This is a genomic window from Rhizobium sp. KNZ2-6A (assembly GCF_056755475.1).
Genome location: NZ_JBNDIC010000026.1, coordinates 1 through 25,065 on the forward strand (window position 1 = coordinate 1; position 25,065 = coordinate 25,065).

Genomic DNA, 25,065 nt, shown 5'->3' on the forward strand with positions numbered 1-25,065 from the left:
GGCTGGGCTACACACGTGCTACAATGGTGGTGACAGTGGGCAGCGAGCACGCGAGTGTGAGCTAATCTCCAAAAGCCATCTCAGTTCGGATTGCACTCTGCAACTCGAGTGCATGAAGTTGGAATCGCTAGTAATCGCGGATCAGCATGCCGCGGTGAATACGTTCCCGGGCCTTGTACACACCGCCCGTCACACCATGGGAGTTGGTTTTACCCGAAGGTAGTGCGCTAACCGCAAGGAGGCAGCTAACCACGGTAGGGTCAGCGACTGGGGTGAAGTCGTAACAAGGTAGCCGTAGGGGAACCTGCGGCTGGATCACCTCCTTTCTAAGGAAGCTGTGGAATTGGTAAGACGATCGGCACATGTCTTCGGATATGGCCCGGTATGAACCTTCCCGTGCTTTTTAGAACATAGATGGCACCAGTCAGGTGACCATCGAAACGCAATACGCCACGGAAATGCCTTTGGCATTCGGATGGTATGGCGAGCCTCGCCGTCCACGTTTCTCTTTCTTCAAGAAGACAAAGAACCGCGTCGATCCGGATAGTTTTTTCTGTCTGGACCGGTTTGACGAGAATGGGCCCGTAGCTCAGTTGGTTAGAGCACACGCTTGATAAGCGTGGGGTCGGAAGTTCAAGTCTTCCCGGGCCCACCATGCTTCGCCTTTTGGCTACGCATGGCGCAGCCGGGAATGGACGGTGACGCGGATTGTTGCCGAACCTTGAGGTTTATCCTTGAGGCGATCGAGCTGATGGGGCTGTAGCTCAGCTGGGAGAGCACCTGCTTTGCAAGCAGGGGGTCAGCGGTTCGATCCCGCTCAGCTCCACCAATCTTCGACTTGTCGAAGATTGTCTCGCCGAAGCTTGAAAGCGAAGGCGGACTGGTTTGGCGCATGTTGTCGCACTGTTGGTGCTGACACTTAAAATGTCTTCTGAAGAAAATAAGGTTTTGCATCGGCTTTTGAGCCTGGTGCGTGTTCTGCATACATTGTGAAGAGAAGATTGATCTGGAGGCTTCCAGGTGTTTTGAGCGACCGTAAGGTTGTTTGAAGCGTCCGAGCCCAGTTCTGATGATCCCATGGATGGCCTAGCCGGCCGGATATGGGTGAAGGGCTGGAGGTAGGAAGGAAGCTTGTCGCTCTGGATTGTCGTTGTTGGCCCTCTTTGAGGGCTTCTGATGGACAATCGGATTACCGTTGCCTGACCGCGCGGTATCGGATCCAATCTCGAGAAGCTGGTCTTAAAGATAGACTGCAGGCGAGCTGCTCGGCGTAGCTCCATATCAGCGCAAAAGCCTTTTGGGTTTTGCGCGTAAGCAGATCTATCGAACACGTCGATGGCATTATGAATTGGTGTGATTGTAAAAGGTAATCGCATCTGCCGCGTCCCTTCGGGACGTCGGCTAAATGATGAGCATTGGCAATGAGAACGATCAAGTGTCGTAAGGGCATTTAGTGGATGCCTAGGCATGCACAGGCGATGAAGGACGTGATACGCTGCGAAAAGCCGTGGGGAGCTGCGAATAAGCTTTGATCCATGGATCTCCGAATGGGGCAACCCACCTTAAATGCTTGGGAATCTGGCGCGCTCAGCGCGCCAGGCAGTAGCCAATAGGCAATAGGCAGTAGTTGAAAGAGACTATTGCCTATTGCCTAAGACCTATTGCCTTGGCGCGAACGCGCCAGGTTCCAAGCATTGTTATGAGGTATCTTCATCTGAATAAAATAGGGTGTAAGAAGCGAACGCAGGGAACTGAAACATCTAAGTACCTGCAGGAAAGGACATCAACCGAGACTCCGCAAGTAGTGGCGAGCGAACGCGGACCAGGCCAGTGGCAATGAGTGTTAAAGTGGAAGAACCTGGAAAGGTTTGCCGTAGAGGGTGACAGCCCCGTACGCGTAGATACACTTATTGTCCTAGAGTAGGGCGGGACACGTGAAATCCTGTCTGAACATGGGGAGACCACTCTCCAAGCCTAAGTACTCGTGCATGACCGATAGCGAACCAGTACCGTGAGGGAAAGGTGAAAAGCACCCCGACAAGGGGAGTGAAATAGAACCTGAAACTGGATGCCTACAAACAGTCGGAGCCCGCAAGGGTGACGGCGTACCTTTTGTATAATGGGTCAACGACTTAGTGTAACAAGCAAGCTTAAGCCGGTAGGTGTAGGCGAAGCGAAAGCGAGTCTGAATAGGGCGATATAGTTTGTTGCATTAGACCCGAAACCGAGTGATCTAGCCATGAGCAGGTTGAAGGTTGGGTAACACCAACTGGAGGACCGAACCCGCATCTGTTGCAATAGATTGGGATGACTTGTGGCTAGGGGTGAAAGGCCAATCAAACTCGGAAATAGCTGGTTCTCCGCGAAATCTATTTAGGTAGAGCGTCTGACGAATACTCCCGGGGGTAGAGCACTGGATGGGCTATGGGGACTCACCGTCTTACTGATCCTAACCAAACTCCGAATACCGGGAAGTACTATCAGGCAGACACACGGCGGGTGCTAACGTCCGTCGTGAAAAGGGCAACAACCCTAACCTCCAGCTAAGGTCCCCAAGTCATGGCTAAGTGGGAAAGGATGTGAGGATCCCAAAACAACCAGGATGTTGGCTTAGAAGCAGCCATCATTTAAAGAAAGCGTAACAGCTCACTGGTCTAGTCAAGGGTCTTTGCGCCGAAAATGTAACGGGGCTGAAGCCATGCACCGAAGCTGAGGATTCCTCTTTGAGGAGTGGTAGCGGAGCGTTCCGTAAGCTGATGAAGGGATACCCGTGAGGGGTCCTGGAGGTATCGGAAGTGCGAATGTTGACATGAGTAACGATAAAGAGGGTGAGAGACCCTCTCGCCGAAAGACCAAGGGTTCCTGCTTAAAGTTAATCTGAGCAGGGTTAGCCGGCCCCTAAGACGAGGCGGACACGCGTAGTCGATGGGAACCACGTTAATATTCGTGGGCCTGGTGGTAGTGACGGATTGCTTAACTTGTTCACACTTATTGGATTGTGTGGGCGGGGACGCGGTTCCAGGAAATAGCTCCACCGTATAGACCGTACCCGAAACCGACACAGGTGGTCAGGTAGAGTATACCAAGGCGCTTGAGAGAACTATGTTGAAGGAACTCGGCAAATTGCACGCGTAACTTCGGAAGAAGCGTGACCCTTATGTACGCAAGTATGTGAGGGTGGCACAGACCAGGGGGTAGCGACTGTTTACCAAAAACACAGGGCTCTGCGAAGTCGCAAGACGACGTATAGGGTCTGACGCCTGCCCGGTGCTGGAAGGTTAAGAGGAGGGGTGCAAGCTCTGAATCGAAGCCCCAGTAAACGGCGGCCGTAACTATAACGGTCCTAAGGTAGCGAAATTCCTTGTCGGGTAAGTTCCGACCTGCACGAATGGCGTAACGACTTCCCCGCTGTCTCCAACATAGACTCAGTGAAATTGAATTCCCCGTGAAGATGCGGGGTTCCTGCGGTCAGACGGAAAGACCCCGTGCACCTTTACTATAGCTTTACACTGGCATTCGTGTCGGCATGTGTAGGATAGGTGGTAGGCTTTGAAGCAGGGACGCCAGTTCTTGTGGAGCCATCCTTGAAATACCACCCTTATCGTCATGGATGTCTAACCGCGGTCCGTCATCCGGATCCGGGACAGTGTATGGTGGGTAGTTTGACTGGGGCGGTCGCCTCCGAAAGAGTAACGGAGGCGCGCGATGGTGGGCTCAGACCGGTCGGAAATCGGTCGTCGAGTGCAATGGCATAAGCCCGCCTGACTGCGAGACTGACAAGTCGAGCAGAGACGAAAGTCGGTCATAGTGATCCGGTGGTCCCGCGTGGAAGGGCCATCGCTCAACGGATAAAAGGTACGCCGGGGATAACAGGCTGATGACCCCCAAGAGTCCATATCGACGGGGTTGTTTGGCACCTCGATGTCGGCTCATCGCATCCTGGGGCTGGAGCAGGTCCCAAGGGTTTGGCTGTTCGCCAATTAAAGCGGTACGTGAGCTGGGTTCAGAACGTCGTGAGACAGTTCGGTCCCTATCTGCCGTGGGTGTAGGAATATTGACAGGATCTGTCCCTAGTACGAGAGGACCGGGATGGACATATCTCTGGTGGACCTGTTGTCCTGCCAAGGGCATAGCAGGGTAGCTACATATGGAATGGATAACCGCTGAAGGCATCTAAGCGGGAAACCAACCTGAAAACGAGTGTTCCCTATCAGAGCCGTGGAAGACGACCACGTTGATAGGCCGGGTGTGGAAGTGCGGCAACGCATGAAGCTTACCGGTACTAATAGCTCGATTGGCTTGATCGTTCCCATTGCCAGTGCTCATCGAAAAGATGAGGCAATAGGATGTAGGCAGTAGGCAATAGCCGCCTGCCCAATATCCAGACGTGTTCAAAGAAAAGACGAAGCAGAAAGACTATTGCCTATTGGCAATTGCCTACTGCCTCTCTTCACCAGCTTCTCATAGGGCATAAACCGCTGGCGCGGTTTGGCCCGAAGTTGCGCTTTGCCGACCTGGTGGTTATGGCGGGGTGGCTGCACCCGTTCCCTTTCCGAACACGGCCGTGAAACGCCCCTGCGCCCATGGTACTTCGTCTTAAGACGCGGGAGAGTAGGTCGCTGCCAGGTCTGCTAATCGCAACTTCAGGCTAAATCGATGAAATCGATTTATGCCTCACGCTAAACCGCATCGGCGGTTTATGCGTCAATCTTCTCATCACAAACACGGCAAACCCTTCGGGGTTACGCTCAACGGCCTAGCCGTGTTACAATAGGCCGCTCACAAGCGGCCTTTGTCGCTTCTGGAAGAACTATGAACTGGTCCTGAAACGGTTCAGTTCGGGCATCCCAAAAAGGTGCCCATACGCGATAAACCTCCAGGTTTACGCAATCGCGACAAATCGCACAGCGGTTTGCGCTGGTAACACACGATAAACCGCTTCGCGGTTTACGTCGATGGCGCGGGGTGGAGCAGCCCGGTAGCTCGTCAGGCTCATAACCTGAAGGCCGCAGGTTCAAATCCTGCCCCCGCAACCAAAATTTACAATCACAAAGATCAGCTATCCAGGGCGCGAAGACTTCATCTTCAATGGCGATGCTAGATCCGAAACCAAATACGAATTTGACATTGTCAGCATCAAGCTCCTCCGCGTAAGCGTCGAGGAGCTTTTGGCGTTTGGCTTCTGCTTCAAACTCATCTGAAGCAATCAGAATGACCAGATCGTTCCGGGCCGCGGTCGCCGGAATTTATCAGCGGCCGCAGTAAAATCCCTTTCAAGAGCTTCTATTTGGCGCTTGTTGACCAGATTTCCACTTTGACAAAACGCTGTCAGTGGACCGCTTTGATTTTCTAAGACCGCCCTGTTGGTAGGCTCATCCGTCTATTGTGAAAGCCTTGTGACACAGGCGGCGAGCTCCGCCCTGTTTGAGCAGCCCATCTTCTCAAGGCAGCGCGTAAGATGTGTTCGCACAGTTGCAAAACCGATATTGAGGACGCGCGCAATGTCTTTGTCAGAACAGCCGCGTGAGATGAGGAGCGCGACGTCTCGCTCGCGATCGGTCAGAACGGAGAGTGTTACGTCAGGCGCGACGGATAGAGCGCGCTTGAGCAACGGTGCGAGGACTTTTAATAGGCCGATTTCACGGTCTGCGAAGTCCGGTTGGCGCCTGGTCCGCCAGATGCGCAGGTCCGCCAGTGCCCGTCCGTTGTCCTTGAGGAAGACATTAATGCCATGGTCGAGCCCGTCTTTCATTAGAAAGTCGTTGAAGAATTCCGTTTTGCTCAAGTCCGGTTTGGAAATCACCTCATCGACATAGGCCGGACGCCAGAGACTGCGCAATTGCCGGGTCATTGGATCGCGATACTGGAACCAATTCCTGTAAGCCTTGATGCTGTCGGGGGACTGGTTGATTACGAAGGGCTCGTCATAGGAGCTTATTTTGGGATTCCATTTGTAAGACGCCAGCACATCCGCCCGCATCAGGCGCAATATGTCCGGAAAGATAGTTTCCCTGATCTCCACCGACCCTGGGCTTGTCAGTCTACCGACAATATCCGCGAACAGACTTGCCTCATCGAATGTCAAATCGAACACAGTCCCGCTCATGAGACCCCCAATAATTGGCGGAATCTTTTTGTCCGCTTAGTTCCCTTTTCCGGAATGGAAGCAAACAACATGCCAAAGATCAAGAATTTTCGACGCGTCTAATATGAGCTTGCTGACCAGAGAGTACGCCGGGACCCTAGCCGCGGCGCTTTGCCTCAGCGGTGACTAACAAGAACAAGCGTTCACCAACAAAATTGCGGATGGCGGTGCGCCCGTCATCTAACTAGCCCTTCACATGTCGAAATTCTGTGCGGGGACTAAAATGACGCTCAAGGCATTCACGTTGACCGAGATCGCCGCCGCCATGGCGCGGGGCAGACTCAGCGCTGAGGAGTTCGTCACCGATCTGTTGATGAGAAAAGCGAGCCTTGCCTCGATCAACGCCTTTGTGTCGCTGGACGAGGAGCGGGCGCTTCGGGATGCGCGTCAGGCGGATGCGGAGCGGGCGACCGGACAACTGCGGGGAGCGTTGCATGGCCTTCCCATTGCCTTCAAGGACAACATCAATGTTGCCGGCTATGTCACGACGGGTGGAACGCCGGCACTTCGCAACTTCAGGCCGGTGAAGGATGCTCCCGTCGCGGCCTGGCTCTTGAAGGCAGGCGCGATTGCCTATGGCAAGAACGGCATGCATGAGCTTGCCTATGGCGCAACCTCCGCAAATGTCGCCTACGGCGCGCCGCGAAATCCCTTCGATCAGGCCCGCACCTCAGGTGGTTCCAGCGGCGGAAGCGGGGCAGCCGTCGGTGCGCGGCTCGTGCCGGCCTCCATCGGGACGGACACCGGCGGCTCGGTGCGCATTCCCGCAGCCTTCTGCGGCGCATGGGGCTATCGTCCAACAACCGGGCGGTGGCCGACTGCCGGCATCGTGCCGATTTCCACGACGCGGGACACGCCTGGCCCGATCACGCTCTCCGCGACAGACATGGTGCTGTTGGACAGCGTTGTTACGTCCTCGTCGCCGGTCGTGGCGTCGGCTATAAAGGGCACTCGGCTCGGCATTCCTCACAAGCATTTCTGGGACCTCGTCGATTCCGAGGTCGCCGCGATCTGCATGGAGGCGCTTCAACGGCTCGTTGCCGAAGGCGCGGAGCTTGTCGAGGTTGATTCGCGAGCACTTCCAGAGCCCTATGCCGCAGCCGCGATGTCCATTTCGATCTACGAAGGAACGCTCGCACTCTCGGCATTCCTGTCCGATCACGACATTCCGCTGACCTTCGCGGAGGTTGCAGATCAGGTGGCAAGCCCGGATGTGCGCGAAATTCTTCTCGCTCAGCTCAATCCGGCGACGGCCATTAGTCCCTTGGCTTACGAGATCGCCACGACGGAGCATCTCCCCGCCTTGACGTCGGCCTATGCAGATATATTCAAGGCCAACCGAATCGACGCGCTTGCATTCCCCGTCTGCCGTCTGCCGGCCCCAGAGCTTGATCAGTCCTCAACGGTAGTAATCGCCGGCAAGGTACTGCCTATTTTTCCAGCCCTCATTCACAATACGGATATAGGCAGCGTCGCGAGCTTACCTGGGGTTTCCGTTCCGGCCGGCCTCACGCGGGCGGGCCTGCCCGTAGGCCTGGGCCTGGACTTCCCATTCGAACAGGATCAGGCGCTTCTCGCGTTCTCGCTTGCGATCGAGACGCTTTTTCCCATTCCGTCGCCCCCGGCATGAGGCGATCCGGGGAAATGCTCGGTCCGCGTGCGTCTCCGGCGAACGACGGCCCGCCCCTTATCCTCAATATTGCTGATGAAGAAACCCTCCATCGGCGTTATCCTTGACCCATTTCGTGATATCTCCAGAGGACTTCGATGAGCCACGACGATCACACGATGCCACCTTCCACACTCGCGCTCCGGATTAAGGCCATCGAGACGCTGATGGTCGAAAAGGGCAAGATCGACCCCGGTGCAGTGACGGAAATCGTTGATATCTTTCAGAACAAGCTCGGTCCGCGCATCGGCGCCGGCGTTGTGGCGCGGGCCTGGTCCGATCCCGCGTTCAAGGTGCGCCTGCTCGAAAACGGAACCGAGGCGCTGAAGGAAGTGGGCGTCAGCGGCCTGCAGGGCGAGGCAATGATCATCCTTGAGAATACGCCGGAGGTTCACAATGTGATCGTCTGCACCCTGTGCTCCTGCTATCCCTGGACCGTTCTTGGCTTGCCGCCGACATGGTACAAATCTGCACCCTATCGCAGCCGCATCGTCATCGAACCGCGCGCTGTGCTCGCTGAATTCGGCGTGAATATTGCCGACGACCGCGAGGTGCGCGTCTACGACAGCAACGCTGAAATTCGCTATATGGTGCTACCTGAGCGACCCGCCGGCACAGAGGGCTGGAGTGAGGACAAGCTGGCAGCTCTTGTGACACGTGATTCCATGATCGGCACAGGTGTGCCGCTGGCAGCGTCGGTGATCTGAGGAGAGAAGCGTCATGAGATCAATTGCCGATATGGGCGGAATGCAGGGCTTCGGCCCGGTCAATCGCGGCGACGATGACACCAGGTTCAAGGCGGAGTGGGAAGCGAAAACATTCGCCGTCAACATCCTCTCGCTCGCGGCTGGCTGCTTCAACATCGATGAAAGCCGCTACTCCATGGAGAACATGCCACCGCTCGATTACCTGGCGACATCCTATTTCGAACATTGGCTTTATTCACTGGAAGATCTGCTGATTTCCAAGGGCGTCTTCACTCAGGAGGAATATCGGGCGCGGATAGCCGAACTTGCCGCAAAGGAGGCTGGCCATGCTGCCTAAGGATATGGTCGCCATCGCGATAGCCACCGGTGCCTCGACGCTGCGCGCAGTCGAGAGTGTGCCGAAATTCAAGGTCGGCGATGACATTATGACGACGAACGACAACGTCTCCACCCATACGCGCCTGCCAGGTTATGCGCGCGACAAGCGCGGAACCATCGTCGGTTATGAAGGCGCGCATGTCTTCGCGGACGCGCATTCGGCCGGACGTGGGGAATGCCCTGATCATCTCTATCGTGTCCGTTTTGACAGCGAGACGCTTTGGGGCAAGGGGAGTGACGGGCCGGGGGCCGTATATCTGAGCCTCTGGGAAAGCTACCTACTGCGTGGAGATGTGTCGTGATGGCAGGTAATCTGACAATTGATCCGCGATGGCTCGACAACCGCCCTGCTTTTTCCGAACCATGGCAGGCGGAGGCCTTCGCGCTGACCATGCAATTGTCGCGCGCCGGACATTTCACCTGGGCGGAATGGGTCGTGGCATTTTCGAGCGAGATCAAGACCTCCCCGCAAGTAGAAGGGGAAGACATCAACACGGCCTATTATCGCCGGTGGATGCAGGCTATGGAAAAGATCGTCGCGGGTCGCGGCATGACGACGGACGACGAAGTGGCCAATTATCAGGAGGATTGGCGGCGTTCCTATTTCCACACCGAACACGGCAAGCCCGTCGAATTCCGGAAGGGGCTCGCGCCGATCCCGCCCGGAGCCTTGGAAGAGCTTGAACACGAGCATGACCACCACCACGAGCATTGCCACGCTGGCGACCACGAAACACATTCCGGTCCGGTTGCAGTGAGCCCTGCTCACAGACACGCTTCGGCGTAACTATTCCTCTGCAAACAACTGAACGGCCGACTTGTGGGACCAAAAGGTTCCGTATTGCTTTTTCTATCTGATTTTAAAGAAGAAAGTGATGGCGATGCGGCTACCGGATTATCCGCAAAACTGTTGATCCCGGACCTCGGGCGCCGCTCCTAATATGCTGAAGCCGGCCCCGCAAGCGGCCGCCCCACGGCGAACTTGCGACCGTAAAACCGCATTGACGGCAATAAAAATCGACAGAGGAAGAACAATGACATTCTCGCGCGACAACATGAGGTTCACTCGCCGTAGCTTCCTGCAGGCTGTAGGAGCCGGTGCCGCCGCCAGTGCGGCAACGTCCGTTCTGCCGGCTCCAGCTATCGCTGCCAGCCCGACGATCAAGATCGGCTATATCAGCTCGAAGACCGGCGCGCTTGCCCCGTTTGCCGAAGCTGACCCTTTCATTCTCGGCAAGGTGCGCGGGGTGTTGAAGGATGGGCTTGTCAATAACGGCAAGACCTACAAGGTCGAGATCATTGACATCGATGACCAGTCGAATTCCGACCGCGCCGCCACTTCGGCAAGCCAGTTGATCAACAACGATGGCGTCAATCTCATGCTGGCGCAGGGTGCGTTGACCAATGTTCCGGTCGCATCACAATGCGAAACCGCGGGTATCCCGAGCATCACTACCATGGATCCGTGGCAGGGCTGGATGTTCCCGTTGAAGGGGCGCCCGGAGGAGGGCTTCAAATATGTGAACCACTTCTTCTGGGGTATCGAGGACATCATCTCGACCTTCATCGGCATGTGGGATGCTCAGGCCACCAACAAGAAAGTGGGCACGGTTTGGTCAAACGACCCTCCCGGCAAGGTCTTCGGCAATGCGGAGATCGGTTTTCCCGCATCTTTGGGGAAGGGCGGCTACTCAATTGTCGACGTCGGCGAGTTCCAGCCGGGTGCAGACGATTTCTCGCGCCAAATTGTCGCCTTCCGCGATGCCGGCTGCGAGATTGTGACCGGTCTCTTCTCCCCGCCGGAATGGGCCGTCTTCTGGCGTCAGGCCCAACAGCTCGGCTTCAAGCCGAAAATCGCGACGCCGGCCAAGGCGCTGCTCTTTCCCTCCGGCATCGAAGCGCTCGGCAAGGCCGGCGACGGCATGTCCACGGAAATCTGGTGGACGCCGAACTATCCCTTCAAGTCGACGCTGACAGGCCAGTCCTGCGGTGAGATCGCGTCGGAATATTCCAAATTCTCTGGCAAGCGCTGGACGCAGCCGATCGGCGTCATCCATGCCATGTGGGAACTGGGCATCAACGCGTTGAAGAATGCCGCCGACCCGACCGATCCGGACGCCATTCAGGCCGTCATCAAATCGACCAAGATGACGACCGTCGTCGGCGATATCGACTGGGCCGGAAGCCCAATCAAGAATGTCGCCAAGCTCAAGATCGCGGGCGGCCAATGGCGTCTCCAGCCCGACGATACCTATGATCTGAAGGTGACCTACAACAAGAATGCTCCTGAAGTTCCAATCCAGGCCGACTTCACAATGGACTTGGCCAGGAAGGCTGGATGATGCCGGCGGCTGACACGATCAGGGCGCTCACTGTCGAAAATGTCGTGAAGTCCTATGGCGGACCGATCGTGCTGGACGGAGTCAGCATCGAAGTTGATCGCGGGAAAATTCTCGGAATTATCGGCCCCAACGGCTCTGGTAAGACGACGCTGTTCAGCGTGATTTCCGGAACCTTCGCGCCTTCCTCCGGCAAAGTATTCCTTGCCGGACGGGACGTGACCTCGTTTGGAGCTTCGGCGCGTGCCGTTGCCGGCATCGGCCGGACGTTCCAGGTCCCACAAACCTTCTCGCACATGTCCGTCTACGAAAACGCGCTGGTCGCCGCCGCGTTTGCGGGGGCGTTCAAGGGGCGCGCGGCGGAAGAGGCGGCGTTGCAGGCGCTGGAAATCTGCGGGCTCAAGAGCCGCGGCGACCTGATAGCCGGCAGACTCCCACTGCTTGACCGCAAACGGCTCGAGCTTGCGCGGGCACTGGCTACCAAGCCATCGGTCCTCCTGCTCGATGAAATTGCCGGTGGGTTGACAGACGACGAGGCCGCCGGCGTTGCGGCCATCGTGAAGGCACTCGCGGCAAGCGGTCTGGCGATCATCTGGATCGAACATCTCGTTCACGTCCTGACACATGCCGCCGACGAACTCGCGGTGCTGGGCGAAGGGCGCATCATCGCGCATGGCGAGCCGCATGAGACGATGCGGATGCCGAAAGTGCGTCAAATCTATCTAGGCATGGAGCCTGACATCGATGATATCGATCACTGACTTGCGGGCATCCTATGGTCCGCTGCCGGTCCTGTTCGGCTTCGACCTCAATGTGGCGCGGGGCGAGACGCTCGCGCTCATCGGGGCGAACGGCGCCGGCAAGACCACGACCTTTGCCGTGATGACAGGTAGGCTGAAGCCGCAGACGGGCAGCGTCTCGATCAATGGCCGCGACATTGCCGGTCTCACCACCATAGACATCGTCGTTCATGGGCTGGCGCTGGTGCCCGAGGGGCGGCAGCTCTTCCCGAGCCTCAGTGTGGAGGAGAATTTGCTTGTCGGCGCGCATTCGCGCCGGTCGGGCGGGTGGAACATCGAACGCGTCTACGAGATCTTTCCAACGGTCGCGGAATTCCGCAACCGTCCGTCCATGGCGCTTTCGGGCGGACAGCAGCAGCTCGTCGCCATCGGTCGGGCGCTCATGTCCAATCCTGACGTTCTGCTCTGCGACGAACTCTCGCTCGGTCTCTCCCCGGCTGCTGTCGATATCGTCTATTCGGCGCTTCAGAAGCTGCGGGGCGAGGGGCTGACGACGGTGATCGTTGAGCAGGACATTGCCCGTGCGCTCTCCGCCTCGGATCGTTTCGCCTGCATGCGCCATGGTCAGATCGTGCTTTCAGGCGCATCCAAGTCGGCGGACAGGGCGGAAATCTCAAACGCCTATTTCGGGATGCGCTGATATGCTGGAAACACTCATCAACGGCGCGTTGGTCGGCGCACTTTACGGCCTCTATGGTCTCGGACTGTCGCTCTGCCTCGGTCTCATGCGGCAGATCAACCTGGCACATGGCGACTTTATCGTCTTCTCGGCCTTTCTGGCCTTGCAGCTCACGACGCATCTCGGCATCCAACCGCTGCTGGCGCTGCCCATCGTGGTGCCGGTCATGTTTGTGATCGGACGGCTCTTGCAGCGTTTCGTCATCGAGCGAACGTTGGGGCGTGGGGAGATGCCGCCCATTCTCGTGACCTTCGGTCTGTCGGTCATTCTGCAGAACGTCATGTTGCAGCTTTTCAGCGCCGATACGAAGAGTCTTGATCCAGGCCCGCTCGGAACGGCTGCCATCAATATCGGCTCGGTCGCCATCGGTGTCCTGCCGCTTCTTACGCTGGCGGTAGCGGTCGGGATTTTTGCGCTCACCGCCGCCGTCTTTGGCCGCACGCGCTTTGGCCGCGCGGTCCGGGCGACTTCGGACAATGAAGCGGTCGCGCAACTGATGGGCATCGGGACACGTCGCGTCTTTGCCACTGCGATGGGCTTTGCGCTGGCGATTTCCGCCGTTGCCGCGATCTTCTACGGGATGCGCGGCACGTTCGACCCGTCTACGGGGCCGGAGCGGATGCTTTTCGCCTTCGAGGCGGTGATCCTCGGCGGGCTCGGCTCGATCTGGGGAACGCTCGCCGGTGGCATCATTCTCGGCATCGCCCAGGCGGCCGGCACGCTCATCGTCCCAAGCCTGGGGCCGCTTGTTGGCCACGTCGTCTTTCTCACCGGCCTGCTGCTGATGCCGGGCGGTCTCTTTACCAAAAGGATACGTGTATGACGCTCGCCTCGCCCTTCGCCCGGTCGCTCGTCACAGTCGGATTGATCGCTGCCGTCCTGATTGCCATTCCGTTCGCCGGCTCGCGCTATGCCGTGCTGCTGACGACTGAAATCGCGGCGGTGCTATCGATTGCCCTGATGTGGAACCTACTTGCCGGTTTCGGCGGCATTGTCTTCATGGGCTTCCAGGTCTTCATCGGCATCGGCGGCTACACGCTCTTCATGGTCGCCAACGGTCTCGGCCTGCCGCCCTTTCCCTTGGTCATCGTTTCGGCGCTGGTCTGCGCGGCCTTTGCATTGCTAATCACGCCGATCCTGTTTCGCCTCTCCGGTGCGCAGCTTGCCATCGGTTCGTGGGTGATTTCCGAAGTCGTTCGGCTGATCGTCTATCATACCGCCGTGCTCGGCGGCGGCGGTGGCATCGCGCTGACGGCGGTGCGTGGTATCGACCGTTCGGTCCGGCTTTTTGCCACCTACGGGACGGCAGCTATTATTCTGCTCATTGCGCTTCTGACCTGCGTCGGTCTCATGCGCGGCCGCTTCGGGTTGGCCCTGCGCGCCATGAAGGATAGTCCGCTTGCAGCCGAAGCCATGGGCGTGACGATCCGCAGGACGCAGACCTATGTGCTTCTGATCGCCGCAGCGATCGGTGGTGCGGCCGGAGCCTGCTATTATATGGTCACCTTGCAGGTGAGCCCCACGGCAGGCTTTTCCATGAACTGGATGGCGATCATCCTCTTCGCCGTCATTCTCGGCGGCATCGGCACGCTCGAAGGTCCGATCGTTGGCGTGGCGATCTATTTCCTGCTGCGCGAGACCATGGGCAATATCGGCTCGCTCTATTTCATCATCCTGGGCCTGCTGGCGATCGGCGTCACGCTGTTCGTTCCGGGCGGAGCCTGGGGGCTCCTGAAATCGGTGATCAGGATCGACCTTCTGCCCATTCGCCGCAAGATGCGGGAGGTGGGGCAAGGCGCCTGAAGGCCGCGCCCTGCTATCCCCCGATATTAGTCACGGCAATGAAGCTCGCAAAAGAAACGCGATTGGCCGGCGCCGAGCGCGTCCTCTAGCCTCTCCCGACAATAGCCCTTGGCATATGCAAGCCGGAGGTAGGGCTTCGTATGTAGCGGCAGTTTCAGCCGTCGATATGCGCGAAATCTCATTCGCGGGGAGGAATTTTATGCGCGTGATTAACAAGGCCTTGGCGAGTGCCGCAGCAGTGGCGATCTGCACTGTGTCTGGCGTGGCCCAGGCCCAGCCAACCGAAGTCATTCACTGGTGGACATCGAAGGCGGAATCGGCCGGCATCAAGGTGATCGCCGATGCCTTCAACCAGAGCGGCGGCGAGTGGAAGGACGAGGCTGTCGCCGGTGCCAGTGCGGCCAAGACTGCCGCAATTAACCGGATCGTCGGCGGCAATGCGCCGGATGCAGCCCAGTTCAGCATGGGCGCGGACATCAACAATCTCGTCGAAAGCGGGTTGCTTGCCAATCTTGATACCGTTGCTCAGGCCGGGAACTGGTCACAGGTTATACCGGCAACCGTTATGAGTGCGATCACCCGCGACGGACATATCTATGCTGTTCCGGTCCAGCTTCAGGCGACCAATTTCCTCTTCGCTTCCAAGGCGGCACTCGATAAGGTTGGGGCGACCATGCCGAAGACCTGGGACGAGTTCTTCGCAACCGGCGACAAGCTACGCGCGGCCGGTATCGTGCCTTACGCGCAGGCCGGCGATCGCGATGTCTGGTTCATGAACACGTTTGCCGCAGTGCTCGCCTCGGTTGGGGGTGTTGATGGCTGGAAGCAGTTCACCGGGCCGAAGGGCGCTGACTATGTGCACTCCGACGCCTTCAAGCCGGTCGCAGAAATTCTCGCCAGGCTGCCGAAATATGCCGATAGCGGCGTATCGGGCCGCCAGTGGAATGTCACGAACCAGATGATCCTCAAGGGCGAAGCCGGCTTCTTCATCATGGGTGGCTGGGCCATCGGTGAAATCGTTGCGGCCGGCAAGAAGCCGGGCGAGGACGTGCTGTGCTCGATCGCCCCGAACAATGCGCCGGCCGTCGTCAATGGCGACGTCTGGGCAATGCCCGTCAAGGGCGACAACCTGACCGAGGCGCAGAAGAAGCTTGCCGAACTGACGACGTCGCTCGAGGTTCAGTCGAAATTCACGACCGCCATGGGCTCGCTGCCGATCCGCACGGGTGTTGATGCCTCCCGCTACAATGCTTGCGCCGCAGCCGGTGCTAGCGCCATCGAGAAGGGCAATTCCGTCGCGGCGCTCATGATCCCCTTCTCGCCGGAAAAGGTCGGGGCGCTGGGTGCTGAACTCAAGGTTCTCTGGGCCAAGCCCGATGCGAAGCCGGATGATTACGTCACGGCGGTCGCGGGCGTCCTCGAAAAATACTGATCGGACCAAACGCTTGCTGATCGGCATCGTCGGTCGGCTCCATTTTCATCAGCATCATCCAGGGTTAGAACAATGCATGGGCTTTGGCGCGGAAGGTTGCAGGTCACTCTGGCCATGCTTCCAGCGTGGATCATTGTCATCGGCGTCTTTATTGGCGCGATGATCTGGACCTTTGTCATTTCGATGACGAATTCCAGGCTGATCCCGATCTATAAATTCAATTTCTTCGACCAGTATGTGCGGCTGATGAACCAGGATGCCTGGCTGGTCTCGGTCGGGAACCTCGTCGTTTTCGGAGTGCTTTTCATCCTGGTGTGTCTCGTTCTCGGCTTCCTCATGGCTGTGATGATGGACCAGAAGATCAGGGCCGAAAGCCTGTTCCGCACCATCTTTCTCTATCCCTATGCCATGTCCTTCGTCGTTACCGGCCTTGTATGGCAATGGGTGCTCAATCCGACCTTCGGCATTCAGGCGACGATGCGCAGCTGGGGCTTCGACAATTTCGTCTTCGACTGGATCGTCCGGCCCGACCGCGCCATCTTCGTTCTGGTTCTGGCCGCCGTCTGGCAGGGCAGCGGCCTCGTCATGGCGATCCTGCTGGCGGGCTTGCGCGGCGTGGATGAAGACCTCTGGAAAGCCACGAAGGTGGACGGCATCGCCAAGTGGCGCGTTTATACGTCAATCGTCCTCCCCATCATTGCGCCCATGGCAGCGACTGCGACGGTGCTGCTCTCGGTTTCCGTCGTCAAGGCCTATGACCTCGTCGTGGCGCTGACCGGCGGCGGCCCCGGCAATGCGACAGAAGTGCCGGCCAAGTTCGTCATGGAAAACCTGTTCGAACGCCAGAATGTGGCGCTGGCCAATGCGGGTGCGATCATGATGCTCGCTGCTGTCGTCGTCATCGCCACGCCCATTTACTATGCGCGCCGCTATATGGCGCAGAAAGCAGCGGGCTAAGCCATGGCGCAACGTCAAGAGAAAAATATTGCCCGAATCGGCGTCTACGCCTTTCTCGCCGTCATGGCGGCCTTCTTCCTGATGCCGCTTTACGTGATGGTGGCGACTTCATTGAAAACCATGGACGAGGTGCGCGGATCATCCATCTTCGCCTTTCCGTTGCGCCCGACGCTCGAGGCGTGGAAGACGGCTTGGAGTTCGGCCTGCACGGGTCTCACCTGCTCCGGCGTTTCGGTCGGGTTCTTCAATTCGCTGAAGATCATGATCCCCTCGACTTTCCTATCGATCCTGCTCGGGGCAGTAACCGGTTATGCACTGTCCTTCTGGCGCCCGAAGGGAGCAGGCATCATCTTCGCAGTTCTCGTTGTTGCGGCCTTCATCCCCTATCAGGTCTTCATTTATCCGCTGGTCCGGGTTCTCTCCCAGGTCGGGCTTTATAACAGCCTTGCCGGCATCATCATAGTGCATGTTATTTTCGGCCTGCCGGTCATGATGCTGATGTTCCGCAACTACTACGCCGGCTTGCCGCGCGACCTTTTCAGCGCCGCGCGCGTCGATGGGGGCGGGTTTTGGGATATCTTCTTCCGGCTCATGCTGCCGCTCTCCCCGCCGATCCTGATCGTGGCGGTGATCCTGCAATCCACCCATATCTGGAACGACTTCCTGTTCGGCCTGGTCTTTGCCGGCTCCGACAACCGGCCGATGACCGTGCTGCTCAACAATATCGTCAACACGACACAGGGCGAGAAGGCCTACAATGTCGACATGGCCGCAACCATCCTGACGGCCCTCGTTCCTCTCGTAATCTACCTCGCATCCGGACGTTGGTTCGTCCGCGGCATTGCCGCCGGTGCAGTGAAGGGATAATCGATGACCGCCGTTTCCATCCAGGACCTCGAAATTCAGTTCGGGGCTGTCAAGGTCCTGCAAAACCTCAATCTCGACATTGCCAGCGGCGAATTCATCGTGCTTCTCGGCTCGTCAGGCTGCGGGAAATCGACGCTGCTCAACTCCGTTGCCGGCCTCATCGACGTGCATGGCGGCAAGATCATGATCGGCAACAAGGACATGACCCATGCCGAGCCGAAGGATCGCGGCATCGGAATGGTGTTCCAATCATATGCGCTTTATCCGCAGACGACCGTCGAGGGAAACCTGACTTTCGGGCTGCGCATGGCGAAACTGCCGAAGAACGAGATCGAACGCCGCGTTGCAAAGGTCTCGGACATGCTCCAGATCAAGCCCTATCTGAAGCGCCGTCCGTCCGCCCTTTCCGGCGGCCAGCGCCAGCGCGTGGCGATCGGCCGGGCGCTGGTGCGCGACGCCGATGTCTATCTCTTCGACGAGCCGCTCTCCAATCTCGATGCAAAGCTGCGCGCCGAACTGCGTGTGGAACTCAAGACGCTCCATGAGGATATCGGCAAGACGATGATCTATGTGACACATGATCAGGTCGAGGCGATGACGCTCGCGACCCGTATCGCCGTCATGCAAAACGGCGTCATCCAGCAGCTCGCCTCGCCGGAGGAAATCTATAACCGTCCGGCCAATCTCTTTGTTGCCGACTTCATTGGTTCGCCGGCTATGAATTTCCTCTCCGGCACGATTGTGCCGCAAGGCGAGCGGGTCGAGTTCAAGCTGAAGGACGGCCATGCGCTCGATGTCAGCCCTTATCCCTTCGCCAGGCGACCGGCAGCGCCGATGGAGGTCATTCTCGGCATCCGTCCGGAGCATCTGGTAATTTCGCCACGCGAGGGCCTGCTGCCGCTCAACATGGTGGTCAATGTCATCGAGACGATGGGTGCGGATACGGTCATTTGGGGAACGTGCGGTTCTCAAAAAATCTCGGTGCGGGTCAACAGCGAACTCAAGCTCAACCCGGCGCGCGGCAGCACGCTGAAGCTCGGCTTCTCGCTCGGCAGCGCCTCGCTCTTCTCTACCGCCGAAGGCGTGCGGCTTTGAATTTCATGAATATGGGTGCGTGAGACGAAATGACTGATGAAATCTGGATCGAAGACACACTCGCAAAGCTGACGCTTGAGGAAAAGGTGTCACTGCTGTCGGGCGCGAATTTCTGGGAAACTGTTGCCATCGAGCGCCTGGGCGTGCCCTCCGTCAAGGTCTCGGACGGGCCGAACGGCGCGCGCGGCGGGGTGACGGAAAACGGACCGACGGCGGCCGTTTTCCCCTCCGGTATCGCGCTCGGCGCAAGCTGGAACCCGGACCTGCTGCGGGAAATCGGCAAAGCGCTGGCGCAGGAGGCGCGCACCAAGGACAGCAATGTTCTGCTCGCGCCCACCGTCAACATGCATCGCGGCCCGCTCAATGGCCGCAATTTCGAATGCTATTCGGAAGACCCGCATCTGACGACGGAAATGGCGCTGGCCTATATCGGCGGACTGCAAGCGCAAGGCGTCGGCGCGACGATCAAGCATTTCATCGGCAATGAGAGCGAATACGAGCGGATGACCATGTCCTCCGACATCGATATCCGCACCCTGCGCGAAATCTACCTGCCGCCTTTCGAGGCTGCGGTGAAGGCGGGTATCTGGGCGCTGATGTGCTCCTATAACCGCCTCAACGGCACCTTCACCAGCGAACATAAATGGCTGCTCCACGATCTCCTGAAGGTCGAATACGGGTTTGACGGGCTCGTCATATCCGATTGGACGGCGGTGAAGAGCGTGGCGGAAAGCGTCAATGCCGGCCTCGATCTCGAAATGCCCGGCCCCGCGCTCTATCGCGGCAAGAAGCTTCTCGATGCCATTAAGCGCGGCGAGGTCGATCTCGACATGGTCACAGACGGGGCGCGTCGCGTGCTGCGACTCGTGGATCGCTCGGGCGTACGCAACACGCCCCGCGTCAAGGCGGAGACGTCCGTCGATCTGCCGGAACATCGCGAGCTCATCCGCCGTGCCGTGGCGGAAGGATCTGTTTTGCTGAAGAACAATAGTATCCTGCCGCTTGACGGAACCAAGCCGCTTAAAATCGCAGTGATCGGCCCCAATGCCGCCGTGGCGCGGATCATGGGGGGCGGCAGTGCGCGGGTAAACGCACACTATCGGGTAAGTCCGCTCGATGGCGTGATGGCCCGTGACAATGTCGAGGTCTTCTTCGAGGAAGGCTGCACCAACCATTTCCTGCTGCCGGTCGTGTCGGGCACGATGACGACACGCTTTTACAACAACGAAGATTTCGGCGGGCGGGCTGTCTTCAAACGGGAATATCCGAGTTCGGACGCCAAATGGTTCGGCTCGCATGAGCCGGGCGTCGATCTGCATCTCTTCACGGCGCGCTCTTCTTTCGATGTCACGCCTGATAGGACTGGGCGCTATGAACTCGGCCTTGCCAATGCCGGCCTTGCACGACTTTATGTCGACGACGTGCTGACCATCGACGGCTGGGAAGGCTGGGTACCAACTGGGGCAACCTATTATCATTTTGGTGGCGACGAGCGTCAGGTCGAAATCGAGCTCGAAGAAGGCCGGACCTATCACTTCCGTGTCGACTATCGCTCGACCACCGGAGTCATGGATGGCATTCAGGCGTTCCGGGTTGGTCTTTCGCTGCCGCCGGGCGAGGCGGGGCTCGCCCGCGCCGAACGCGCGGCTGCCGCCGCAGATGTCGCTCTCGTCTTTGTCGGGCGGACGGCCGAGTGGGATAGCGAAGGCCGTGATCTGCCGGGCATCGATCTCCCGGGCGCGCAGAACGAACTGATTTCCCGCGTGGCGGCGGCCAATCCAAACTGTGTCGTCGTGTTGCAGACCGGCGGGCCGGTTGCCATGCCGTGGAAAGGTGAGGTCGCGGCGATCCTGCAAAGCTGGTATCCGGGACAGGAACTCGGTCATGGCGTGGCAGATGTGCTCTTCGGTGACGCCGAACCCGGCGGCCGCCTGCCGCAGACCTTCCCCGCGACGCTATCAGCCAATCCGACGATCGGCAATTATCCCGGCGAGAACGGCCATGTCGCCTATCGCGAAGGCGTGTTCATCGGCTACCGGCACTATGATCGCGCTGGCGGTGAGGGCGTGCTTTATCCCTTCGGCTTCGGCCTTTCCTACACGACGTTCGAACTGGGTGAGCCTCGGCCGTCTGCCTGGACGATCAGCCCCGGCGACAGTGTGGCGGTTACTACGTCGATTCGCAACACCGGTGCGCGGGCTGGCAAGGCCGTGGTTCAGGTCTATGTCTCTCCGCCGAAGGAGCATGACCGTCCGGTGAAGGAGTTGCGCGGCTTCAGCACGTTCATGCTTTCCGCCGGTGAAGAAGGGAGGGCGGACATTACTCTTGGCATGCGATCCCTCGCCTATTTCGATGCCCAACACAACGCCTGGCGCGCACCGGCTGGCGACTACACGATCCTGATCGGCACATCCTCTGTCGATCTGCCGCGCAACATTACAGTCACTCTGGGGGATGACTGGGAAGAAGTCTGTGCGATGGCGGCCCCTGAGACCTGACGGGGCCGTCTGGAGGCCAACTCTAGGCGGCTCTCTCTTTCGTGTTTTGGGCCTCACGTCGGACGGCTTCGCCACGCGGCTTGCTGGACCGTTCTAGCGCAGTGTCTCCGGGGTCCGATAATAATCGTAGGGACAGGGCTGAAAGTTTTGCAAAATATCGCTCACTTGTTCCACCATCCAGTTGCGCGCGTCGCTGCGCAGCGTCTGCCCGCCATGCCAAAGCAGCCGGACCTTGAAATTCGGCATGACGAAGGGCAGCGGCAGCCATCGGAGATTGAAGCGCTCGGAGAAGCTTTCGGCGGTGCGTGATGGCAACACGCCGATGAGATTGCTCTGGCTGATCACGAAGGGGAGAGCGGTGAAATGCGGTAGCACGATATGGACGTGCGCCGGCTTCGGCCCTCCGACCGTTGCAAGGCTTGAAACCTGCCAATGTTCGGAAGCACCGTTGACTACGGCGTGGCCGTTCGCCAGAAACTCGTCCAATGAGAGCGTATTGCCGATGGTTGGATGATTCTTCCGAATGAGCGCGACATAGTTCTCCTCGAAAAGATCGCGCTGCCTGAGATCCGGATCGATCTTTTTCAGGTTGCCGATAGCGAAATCGATCTGCCGGAGTTTGAGCTTCTGTTCGACCTCATGGACGGCCAGCGGCACGATGTCGAGGCGGATCGAGGGTGCGATGCTCGCCAAAGATTCGGCAATCGGTGGCAGGAAGGTCATCTCACCCAGGTCGGACAATGCAATGGTAAAATGCTCCTTCGCCTCAGCCGGAACGAAAGGCTCGTCTGCCTTCAGGGCATGATCGAGACGGTGCAGCGCCGTCGCGCATTCGCGATAGAGATGCGTGGCATGCGCGGTTGGCGACATACCCTGTGGGCCACGCAGGAAAAGCGGATCGCTGGTAATGTCGCGCAGGCGCGAAAGCGCTTGCGACACGGTTGGCTGCGACATATTCAGCCGATTTGCAGCCGCAGTCACCGTCTGGCACTCGTGTATCGCAACGAGGACGCGCAACAGATTCAAGTCTTGCATGTAGGCCTCCTCCCGAGATGCTCAACATTTACGTCTCAGACGCGCAGGTCCGCTCCATCGACAAGGGTGAGCAGGCTGGCAAAGGTCGTCGTGACCGGCGTGGCAATACCCAGTGTTTCGCCGGTCTTGCTGACTGCCCCCGTAATCGTGCCGATTTCCATACGCCGGCCCGCAAGCCGGTCCTGCAACATGGATGGCTTGTGCTGCCTGTGATTGGCAAAGGCGTGTTCGACCGACTCCCGGATATGATCTGCATCGACGGCAAGGCCGCGCGCCTTTGCGACCGCGATAACCTCATCGAGGATGGTGAAGACGATGTTGCGCGACTCCTGCCGGTCGCCCATTTCGCCGACGGTCAGTCCTGTTATGGCGGCAAGCGAGTTGAGCGCTGAATTGAAGGCCAACTTTTCCCAAATTGCCACTTCGACATGCGGATCGAGCTTGCAGTTGAGGCCTGCCCCATCGAGGGCGCTGGCAATAGCCTCCAACTTCTCGGAAGCCTGACCGCTCGCGGCCCAGACCTTGATCTCACCTTCGCCGGGAACGTTGACCAGGCCCGGCTCGATCAGCGTCGAAGGCCAGTTGGTCATGCCCATAACGATGCGGTCGCGGGCAATGAAGGACTCGATTGCCTCGACATTGCCGATGCCGTTTTGAACCGTTAGTGCCCAGGTATCCTTGCCAATGACATGTTTCGCCGCTTCCATCGCGGAGGAGGTATGCATGCCCTTGGTGAAGACGATCAGCAGATCGAAAGGATCAATATAGCGATCCGCCGGGCCGACCGGCAGGCTGTAAGCCTTCTCGCCGAAAAGGCCCATCATCCGGAGCCCTTTAGCGCCAATGGCGTCAATCATCCTACCGGATACTTCGATAAGGGAGACCGAGTGGTCCTTTTCCGCCAAGCGTCCGGCAAACAGGCTTCCCATGGCTCCAGCCCCGATAATAGCGATCTTCATGCGTCCTCCCTCCTTTTCCGGCTCCTTCGTCCTGGCCATAGGGGTTGGAAATACCTTTATTAGGATAGTTTGTCATCAAATATTTGGACATCAAACTATCTTGCTGACCAATGGCGCATCGGATAGGGTTCAGGCGTACAGGAGATGGGCAGGTTGAAGCTGGCGCAACGGCTGGGATACCTGCTGCGGTGCATCGGGCGGCAGATCCGGCAATTGCGACACTACCGTCCGAGGAGGAGGAAACCATGGATAACATTCAGCTTTTGATCGACAATGAAGACCGTGCAGCATTTTCGGGCGGGGTATATGAGCGCATCGATCCGGTGACCGGAGAGATCGCGACCAAGGCCGCCGCCGGCCAGGCGGAAGATGCCCATGCCGCGGCTGATGCTGCCGCTGCCGCCTTCGCGCAATGGTCGGCATCGGGTCCGGGCGAACGCCGCAAGCTGCTCTTGAAGGCGGCCGACATCATGGATTCCAAAGCGGGCGAATTCATCCGTCTGATGACCGCCGAAACGGGTGCGACCGCGCCCTGGGGTGGGTTCAATACCATGTTCGCCGCCAATATCCTGCGTGAGGCCGCAGCGATGACGACGCAGATTTCCGGCGAGATCATTCCGTCCGACAAGCCCGGCACGCTTGCCATGGGCATCCGCCAGCCAGCCGGCGTCTGCGTTGGGATCGCGCCTTGGAACGCCCCAGTCATCCTCGGCACACGTGCCATCGCCATGCCGCTTGCCTGTGGCAACACGGTCATCCTGAAGGCCTCCGAAATGTGCCCTGGCACGCATCGCCTCATTGGCCAGGTGTTGCGCGAAGCGGGCTTCCCTAACGGCGTCGTCAACGTCGTCACCAATGCGCCGGCCGATGCGGCCAAGGTCGTTGAGACACTGGTCGCCCATCCGGCCGTCAAGCGCATCAACTTCACGGGCTCGACCCGCGTCGGCAAAATCATCGCCAAGCTTGCAGCCGAGCATCTCAAGCCGGTTCTGCTCGAACTCGGCGGCAAGGCACCCTTCCTTGTTCTCGATGACGCCGATCTCGATGCGGCCGTCAATGCCGCCGCTTTCGGCGCCTACATGAACCAGGGCCAGATCTGCATGTCGACGGAACGCATCATCGTCGATGCCAAGGTCGCGGATGCTTTCGTTGAAAAATTGGCGACCAAGGCGAAGGCGCTTCCGGCCGGCGATCCGCGCGGTCACGTTGTTCTGGGCTCACTCGTCACGCCCGAGGCGGCCGAACGAGTGCAGGAAATGGTCGATGACGCTATTGCCAACGGTGCGGCACTCGTTGCCGGTGGTACTCATAATGGTTCCATCATGGAGGCAACGCTCGTCGATCGCGTCAGGCCCGACATGCGCATCTATTCCGAAGAATCCTTCGGTCCGGCCAAAAGCGTAATACGTGTGAACGGCGATGAAGAGGCGATCCGCGTCGCGAATGATACGGAATATGGCTTATCATCCGCCGTCTTCAGCCGGAATGTCGAGCGCGCTATGGCCGTTGCCCGCCGAATTGAAAGCGGAATTTGCCACATAAACGGTCCGACCGTGCATGACGAAGCCCAAATGCCGTTTGGTGGGGTCAAGGCTTCAGGTTACGGCCGCTTCGGCGGACGTGCAGCGATTGCCGAATTCACCGATCTGCGTTGGATCACGGTCGAAGACGCACAGCAGCATTACCCGTTTTGAAGCCGCAA

The 25,065-nt window shown here is 58.6% G+C and carries 19 protein-coding genes, 3 tRNA genes and 3 rRNA genes; 22 read left to right on the forward strand and 3 right to left on the reverse strand.

What is annotated here, in order from left to right; all coding sequences use genetic code 11:
* The 6 genes from ACPYOP_RS18355 to ACPYOP_RS18380 form a co-directional block, all read left to right on the forward strand.
* A 16S ribosomal RNA gene (locus tag ACPYOP_RS18355) occupies positions 1 to 326 on the forward strand; the annotation flags it as partial.
* Positions 327 to 578: 252 nt separating this feature from the next.
* Positions 579 to 655, forward strand: a tRNA-Ile gene (locus ACPYOP_RS18360).
* A 98-nt stretch (positions 656 to 753) separates the two neighbouring features.
* A tRNA-Ala gene (locus ACPYOP_RS18365) sits at positions 754 to 829 on the forward strand.
* Positions 830 to 1,429: 600 nt separating this feature from the next.
* A 23S ribosomal RNA gene (locus tag ACPYOP_RS18370) occupies positions 1,430 to 4,307 on the forward strand.
* Between the two features lie 206 nt (positions 4,308 to 4,513).
* A 5S ribosomal RNA gene (gene rrf, locus ACPYOP_RS18375) occupies positions 4,514 to 4,628 on the forward strand.
* Positions 4,629 to 4,959: 331 nt separating this feature from the next.
* Positions 4,960 to 5,036, forward strand: a tRNA-Met gene (locus tag ACPYOP_RS18380).
* Between the two features lie 344 nt (positions 5,037 to 5,380).
* Here ACPYOP_RS18380 and ACPYOP_RS18385 read toward each other — a convergent pair.
* Positions 5,381 to 6,106 carry a response regulator transcription factor gene (locus ACPYOP_RS18385; RefSeq protein WP_481411800.1) on the reverse strand — a complete coding sequence of 242 codons (726 nt, stop codon included), beginning with the start codon at positions 6,104 to 6,106 and terminating at the stop codon, positions 5,381 to 5,383.
* 262 nt (positions 6,107 to 6,368) lie between these two features.
* Here ACPYOP_RS18385 and iaaH point away from each other — a divergent pair, with 262 nt between their 5' ends.
* The 15 genes from iaaH to ACPYOP_RS18460 all read left to right on the forward strand — a co-directional run bounded on the left by iaaH (position 6,369) and on the right by ACPYOP_RS18460 (position 21,369).
* A complete protein-coding gene (gene iaaH / locus ACPYOP_RS18390; protein WP_481411801.1) occupies positions 6,369 to 7,775 on the forward strand; it encodes an indoleacetamide hydrolase in 1,407 nt (468 codons plus the stop codon).
* Between the two features lie 137 nt (positions 7,776 to 7,912).
* Positions 7,913 to 8,521, forward strand: coding sequence for a nitrile hydratase subunit alpha (gene nthA / locus ACPYOP_RS18395; RefSeq protein WP_112338543.1), 609 nt, complete (start codon positions 7,913 to 7,915; stop codon positions 8,519 to 8,521).
* A 13-nt stretch (positions 8,522 to 8,534) separates the two neighbouring features.
* Positions 8,535 to 8,858, forward strand: coding sequence for an SH3-like domain-containing protein (locus ACPYOP_RS18400; RefSeq protein WP_112338542.1), 324 nt, complete (start codon positions 8,535 to 8,537; stop codon positions 8,856 to 8,858).
* The gene (locus ACPYOP_RS18405; protein WP_310230950.1) at positions 8,848 to 9,201 is read left to right on the forward strand and encodes an SH3-like domain-containing protein; all 354 of its coding nucleotides are present in this window, start codon (positions 8,848 to 8,850) and stop codon (positions 9,199 to 9,201) included. The genes ACPYOP_RS18400 and ACPYOP_RS18405 overlap by 11 nt, the downstream gene beginning before the upstream one ends.
* Positions 9,201 to 9,686, forward strand: coding sequence for a nitrile hydratase accessory protein (locus tag ACPYOP_RS18410; protein WP_481411802.1), 486 nt, complete (start codon positions 9,201 to 9,203; stop codon positions 9,684 to 9,686). Before ACPYOP_RS18405 ends, ACPYOP_RS18410 begins: the two co-directional genes overlap by 1 nt.
* A gap of 247 nt (positions 9,687 to 9,933) precedes the next feature.
* Positions 9,934 to 11,241, forward strand: a complete 1,308-nt coding sequence (locus tag ACPYOP_RS18415) for an ABC transporter substrate-binding protein (RefSeq protein WP_112410118.1) — start codon at positions 9,934 to 9,936, stop codon at positions 11,239 to 11,241.
* Positions 11,238 to 11,999: an ABC transporter ATP-binding protein gene (locus tag ACPYOP_RS18420; RefSeq protein WP_310230948.1), complete on the forward strand. Its 762-nt coding sequence runs from the start codon at positions 11,238 to 11,240 to the stop codon at positions 11,997 to 11,999. The genes ACPYOP_RS18415 and ACPYOP_RS18420 overlap by 4 nt, the downstream gene beginning before the upstream one ends.
* Entirely contained in the window at positions 11,983 to 12,678 is a 696-nt protein-coding gene (locus ACPYOP_RS18425; RefSeq protein ID WP_112338538.1) for an ABC transporter ATP-binding protein, read from the forward strand. The genes ACPYOP_RS18420 and ACPYOP_RS18425 overlap by 17 nt, the downstream gene beginning before the upstream one ends.
* Before the next feature lies 1 nt (position 12,679).
* On the forward strand, positions 12,680 to 13,540 hold the full coding sequence (locus ACPYOP_RS18430; RefSeq protein ID WP_112338537.1) for a branched-chain amino acid ABC transporter permease: 861 nt from the start codon (positions 12,680 to 12,682) through the stop codon (positions 13,538 to 13,540).
* Positions 13,537 to 14,520 carry a branched-chain amino acid ABC transporter permease gene (locus ACPYOP_RS18435; RefSeq protein WP_112410117.1) on the forward strand — a complete coding sequence of 328 codons (984 nt, stop codon included), beginning with the start codon at positions 13,537 to 13,539 and terminating at the stop codon, positions 14,518 to 14,520. The genes ACPYOP_RS18430 and ACPYOP_RS18435 overlap by 4 nt, the downstream gene beginning before the upstream one ends.
* A 199-nt stretch (positions 14,521 to 14,719) precedes the next feature.
* Entirely contained in the window at positions 14,720 to 15,952 is a 1,233-nt protein-coding gene (locus ACPYOP_RS18440; RefSeq protein ID WP_181476387.1) for an ABC transporter substrate-binding protein, read from the forward strand.
* Between the two features lie 72 nt (positions 15,953 to 16,024).
* On the forward strand, positions 16,025 to 16,909 hold the full coding sequence (locus tag ACPYOP_RS18445) for a carbohydrate ABC transporter permease (protein WP_112338534.1): 885 nt from the start codon (positions 16,025 to 16,027) through the stop codon (positions 16,907 to 16,909).
* A 3-nt stretch (positions 16,910 to 16,912) separates the two neighbouring features.
* Positions 16,913 to 17,776, forward strand: a complete 864-nt coding sequence (locus ACPYOP_RS18450; protein ID WP_481411803.1) for a carbohydrate ABC transporter permease — start codon at positions 16,913 to 16,915, stop codon at positions 17,774 to 17,776.
* A 3-nt stretch (positions 17,777 to 17,779) separates the two neighbouring features.
* Positions 17,780 to 18,871 (forward strand): ABC transporter ATP-binding protein, encoded by a 1,092-nt coding sequence (locus ACPYOP_RS18455; RefSeq protein ID WP_481411804.1) that lies wholly within the window; start codon positions 17,780 to 17,782, stop codon positions 18,869 to 18,871.
* Positions 18,872 to 18,900: 29 nt separating this feature from the next.
* Positions 18,901 to 21,369, forward strand: a complete 2,469-nt coding sequence (locus ACPYOP_RS18460; RefSeq protein WP_481411805.1) for a beta-glucosidase — start codon at positions 18,901 to 18,903, stop codon at positions 21,367 to 21,369.
* A gap of 93 nt (positions 21,370 to 21,462) precedes the next feature.
* Here ACPYOP_RS18460 and ACPYOP_RS18465 read toward each other — a convergent pair whose 3' ends face one another.
* Positions 21,463 to 22,404: a LysR family transcriptional regulator gene (locus ACPYOP_RS18465; RefSeq protein ID WP_481411806.1), complete on the reverse strand. Its 942-nt coding sequence runs from the start codon at positions 22,402 to 22,404 to the stop codon at positions 21,463 to 21,465.
* Between the two features lie 35 nt (positions 22,405 to 22,439).
* Positions 22,440 to 23,363, reverse strand: coding sequence for a 2-dehydropantoate 2-reductase (locus tag ACPYOP_RS18470; RefSeq protein WP_112338529.1), 924 nt, complete (start codon positions 23,361 to 23,363; stop codon positions 22,440 to 22,442).
* Between the two features lie 245 nt (positions 23,364 to 23,608).
* Between ACPYOP_RS18470 and ACPYOP_RS18475 the strand changes: the two genes are divergently transcribed.
* Positions 23,609 to 25,057, forward strand: coding sequence for an aldehyde dehydrogenase (locus tag ACPYOP_RS18475; RefSeq protein WP_481411807.1), 1,449 nt, complete (start codon positions 23,609 to 23,611; stop codon positions 25,055 to 25,057).
* The last annotated feature ends 8 nt before the right edge of the window (positions 25,058 to 25,065 follow it).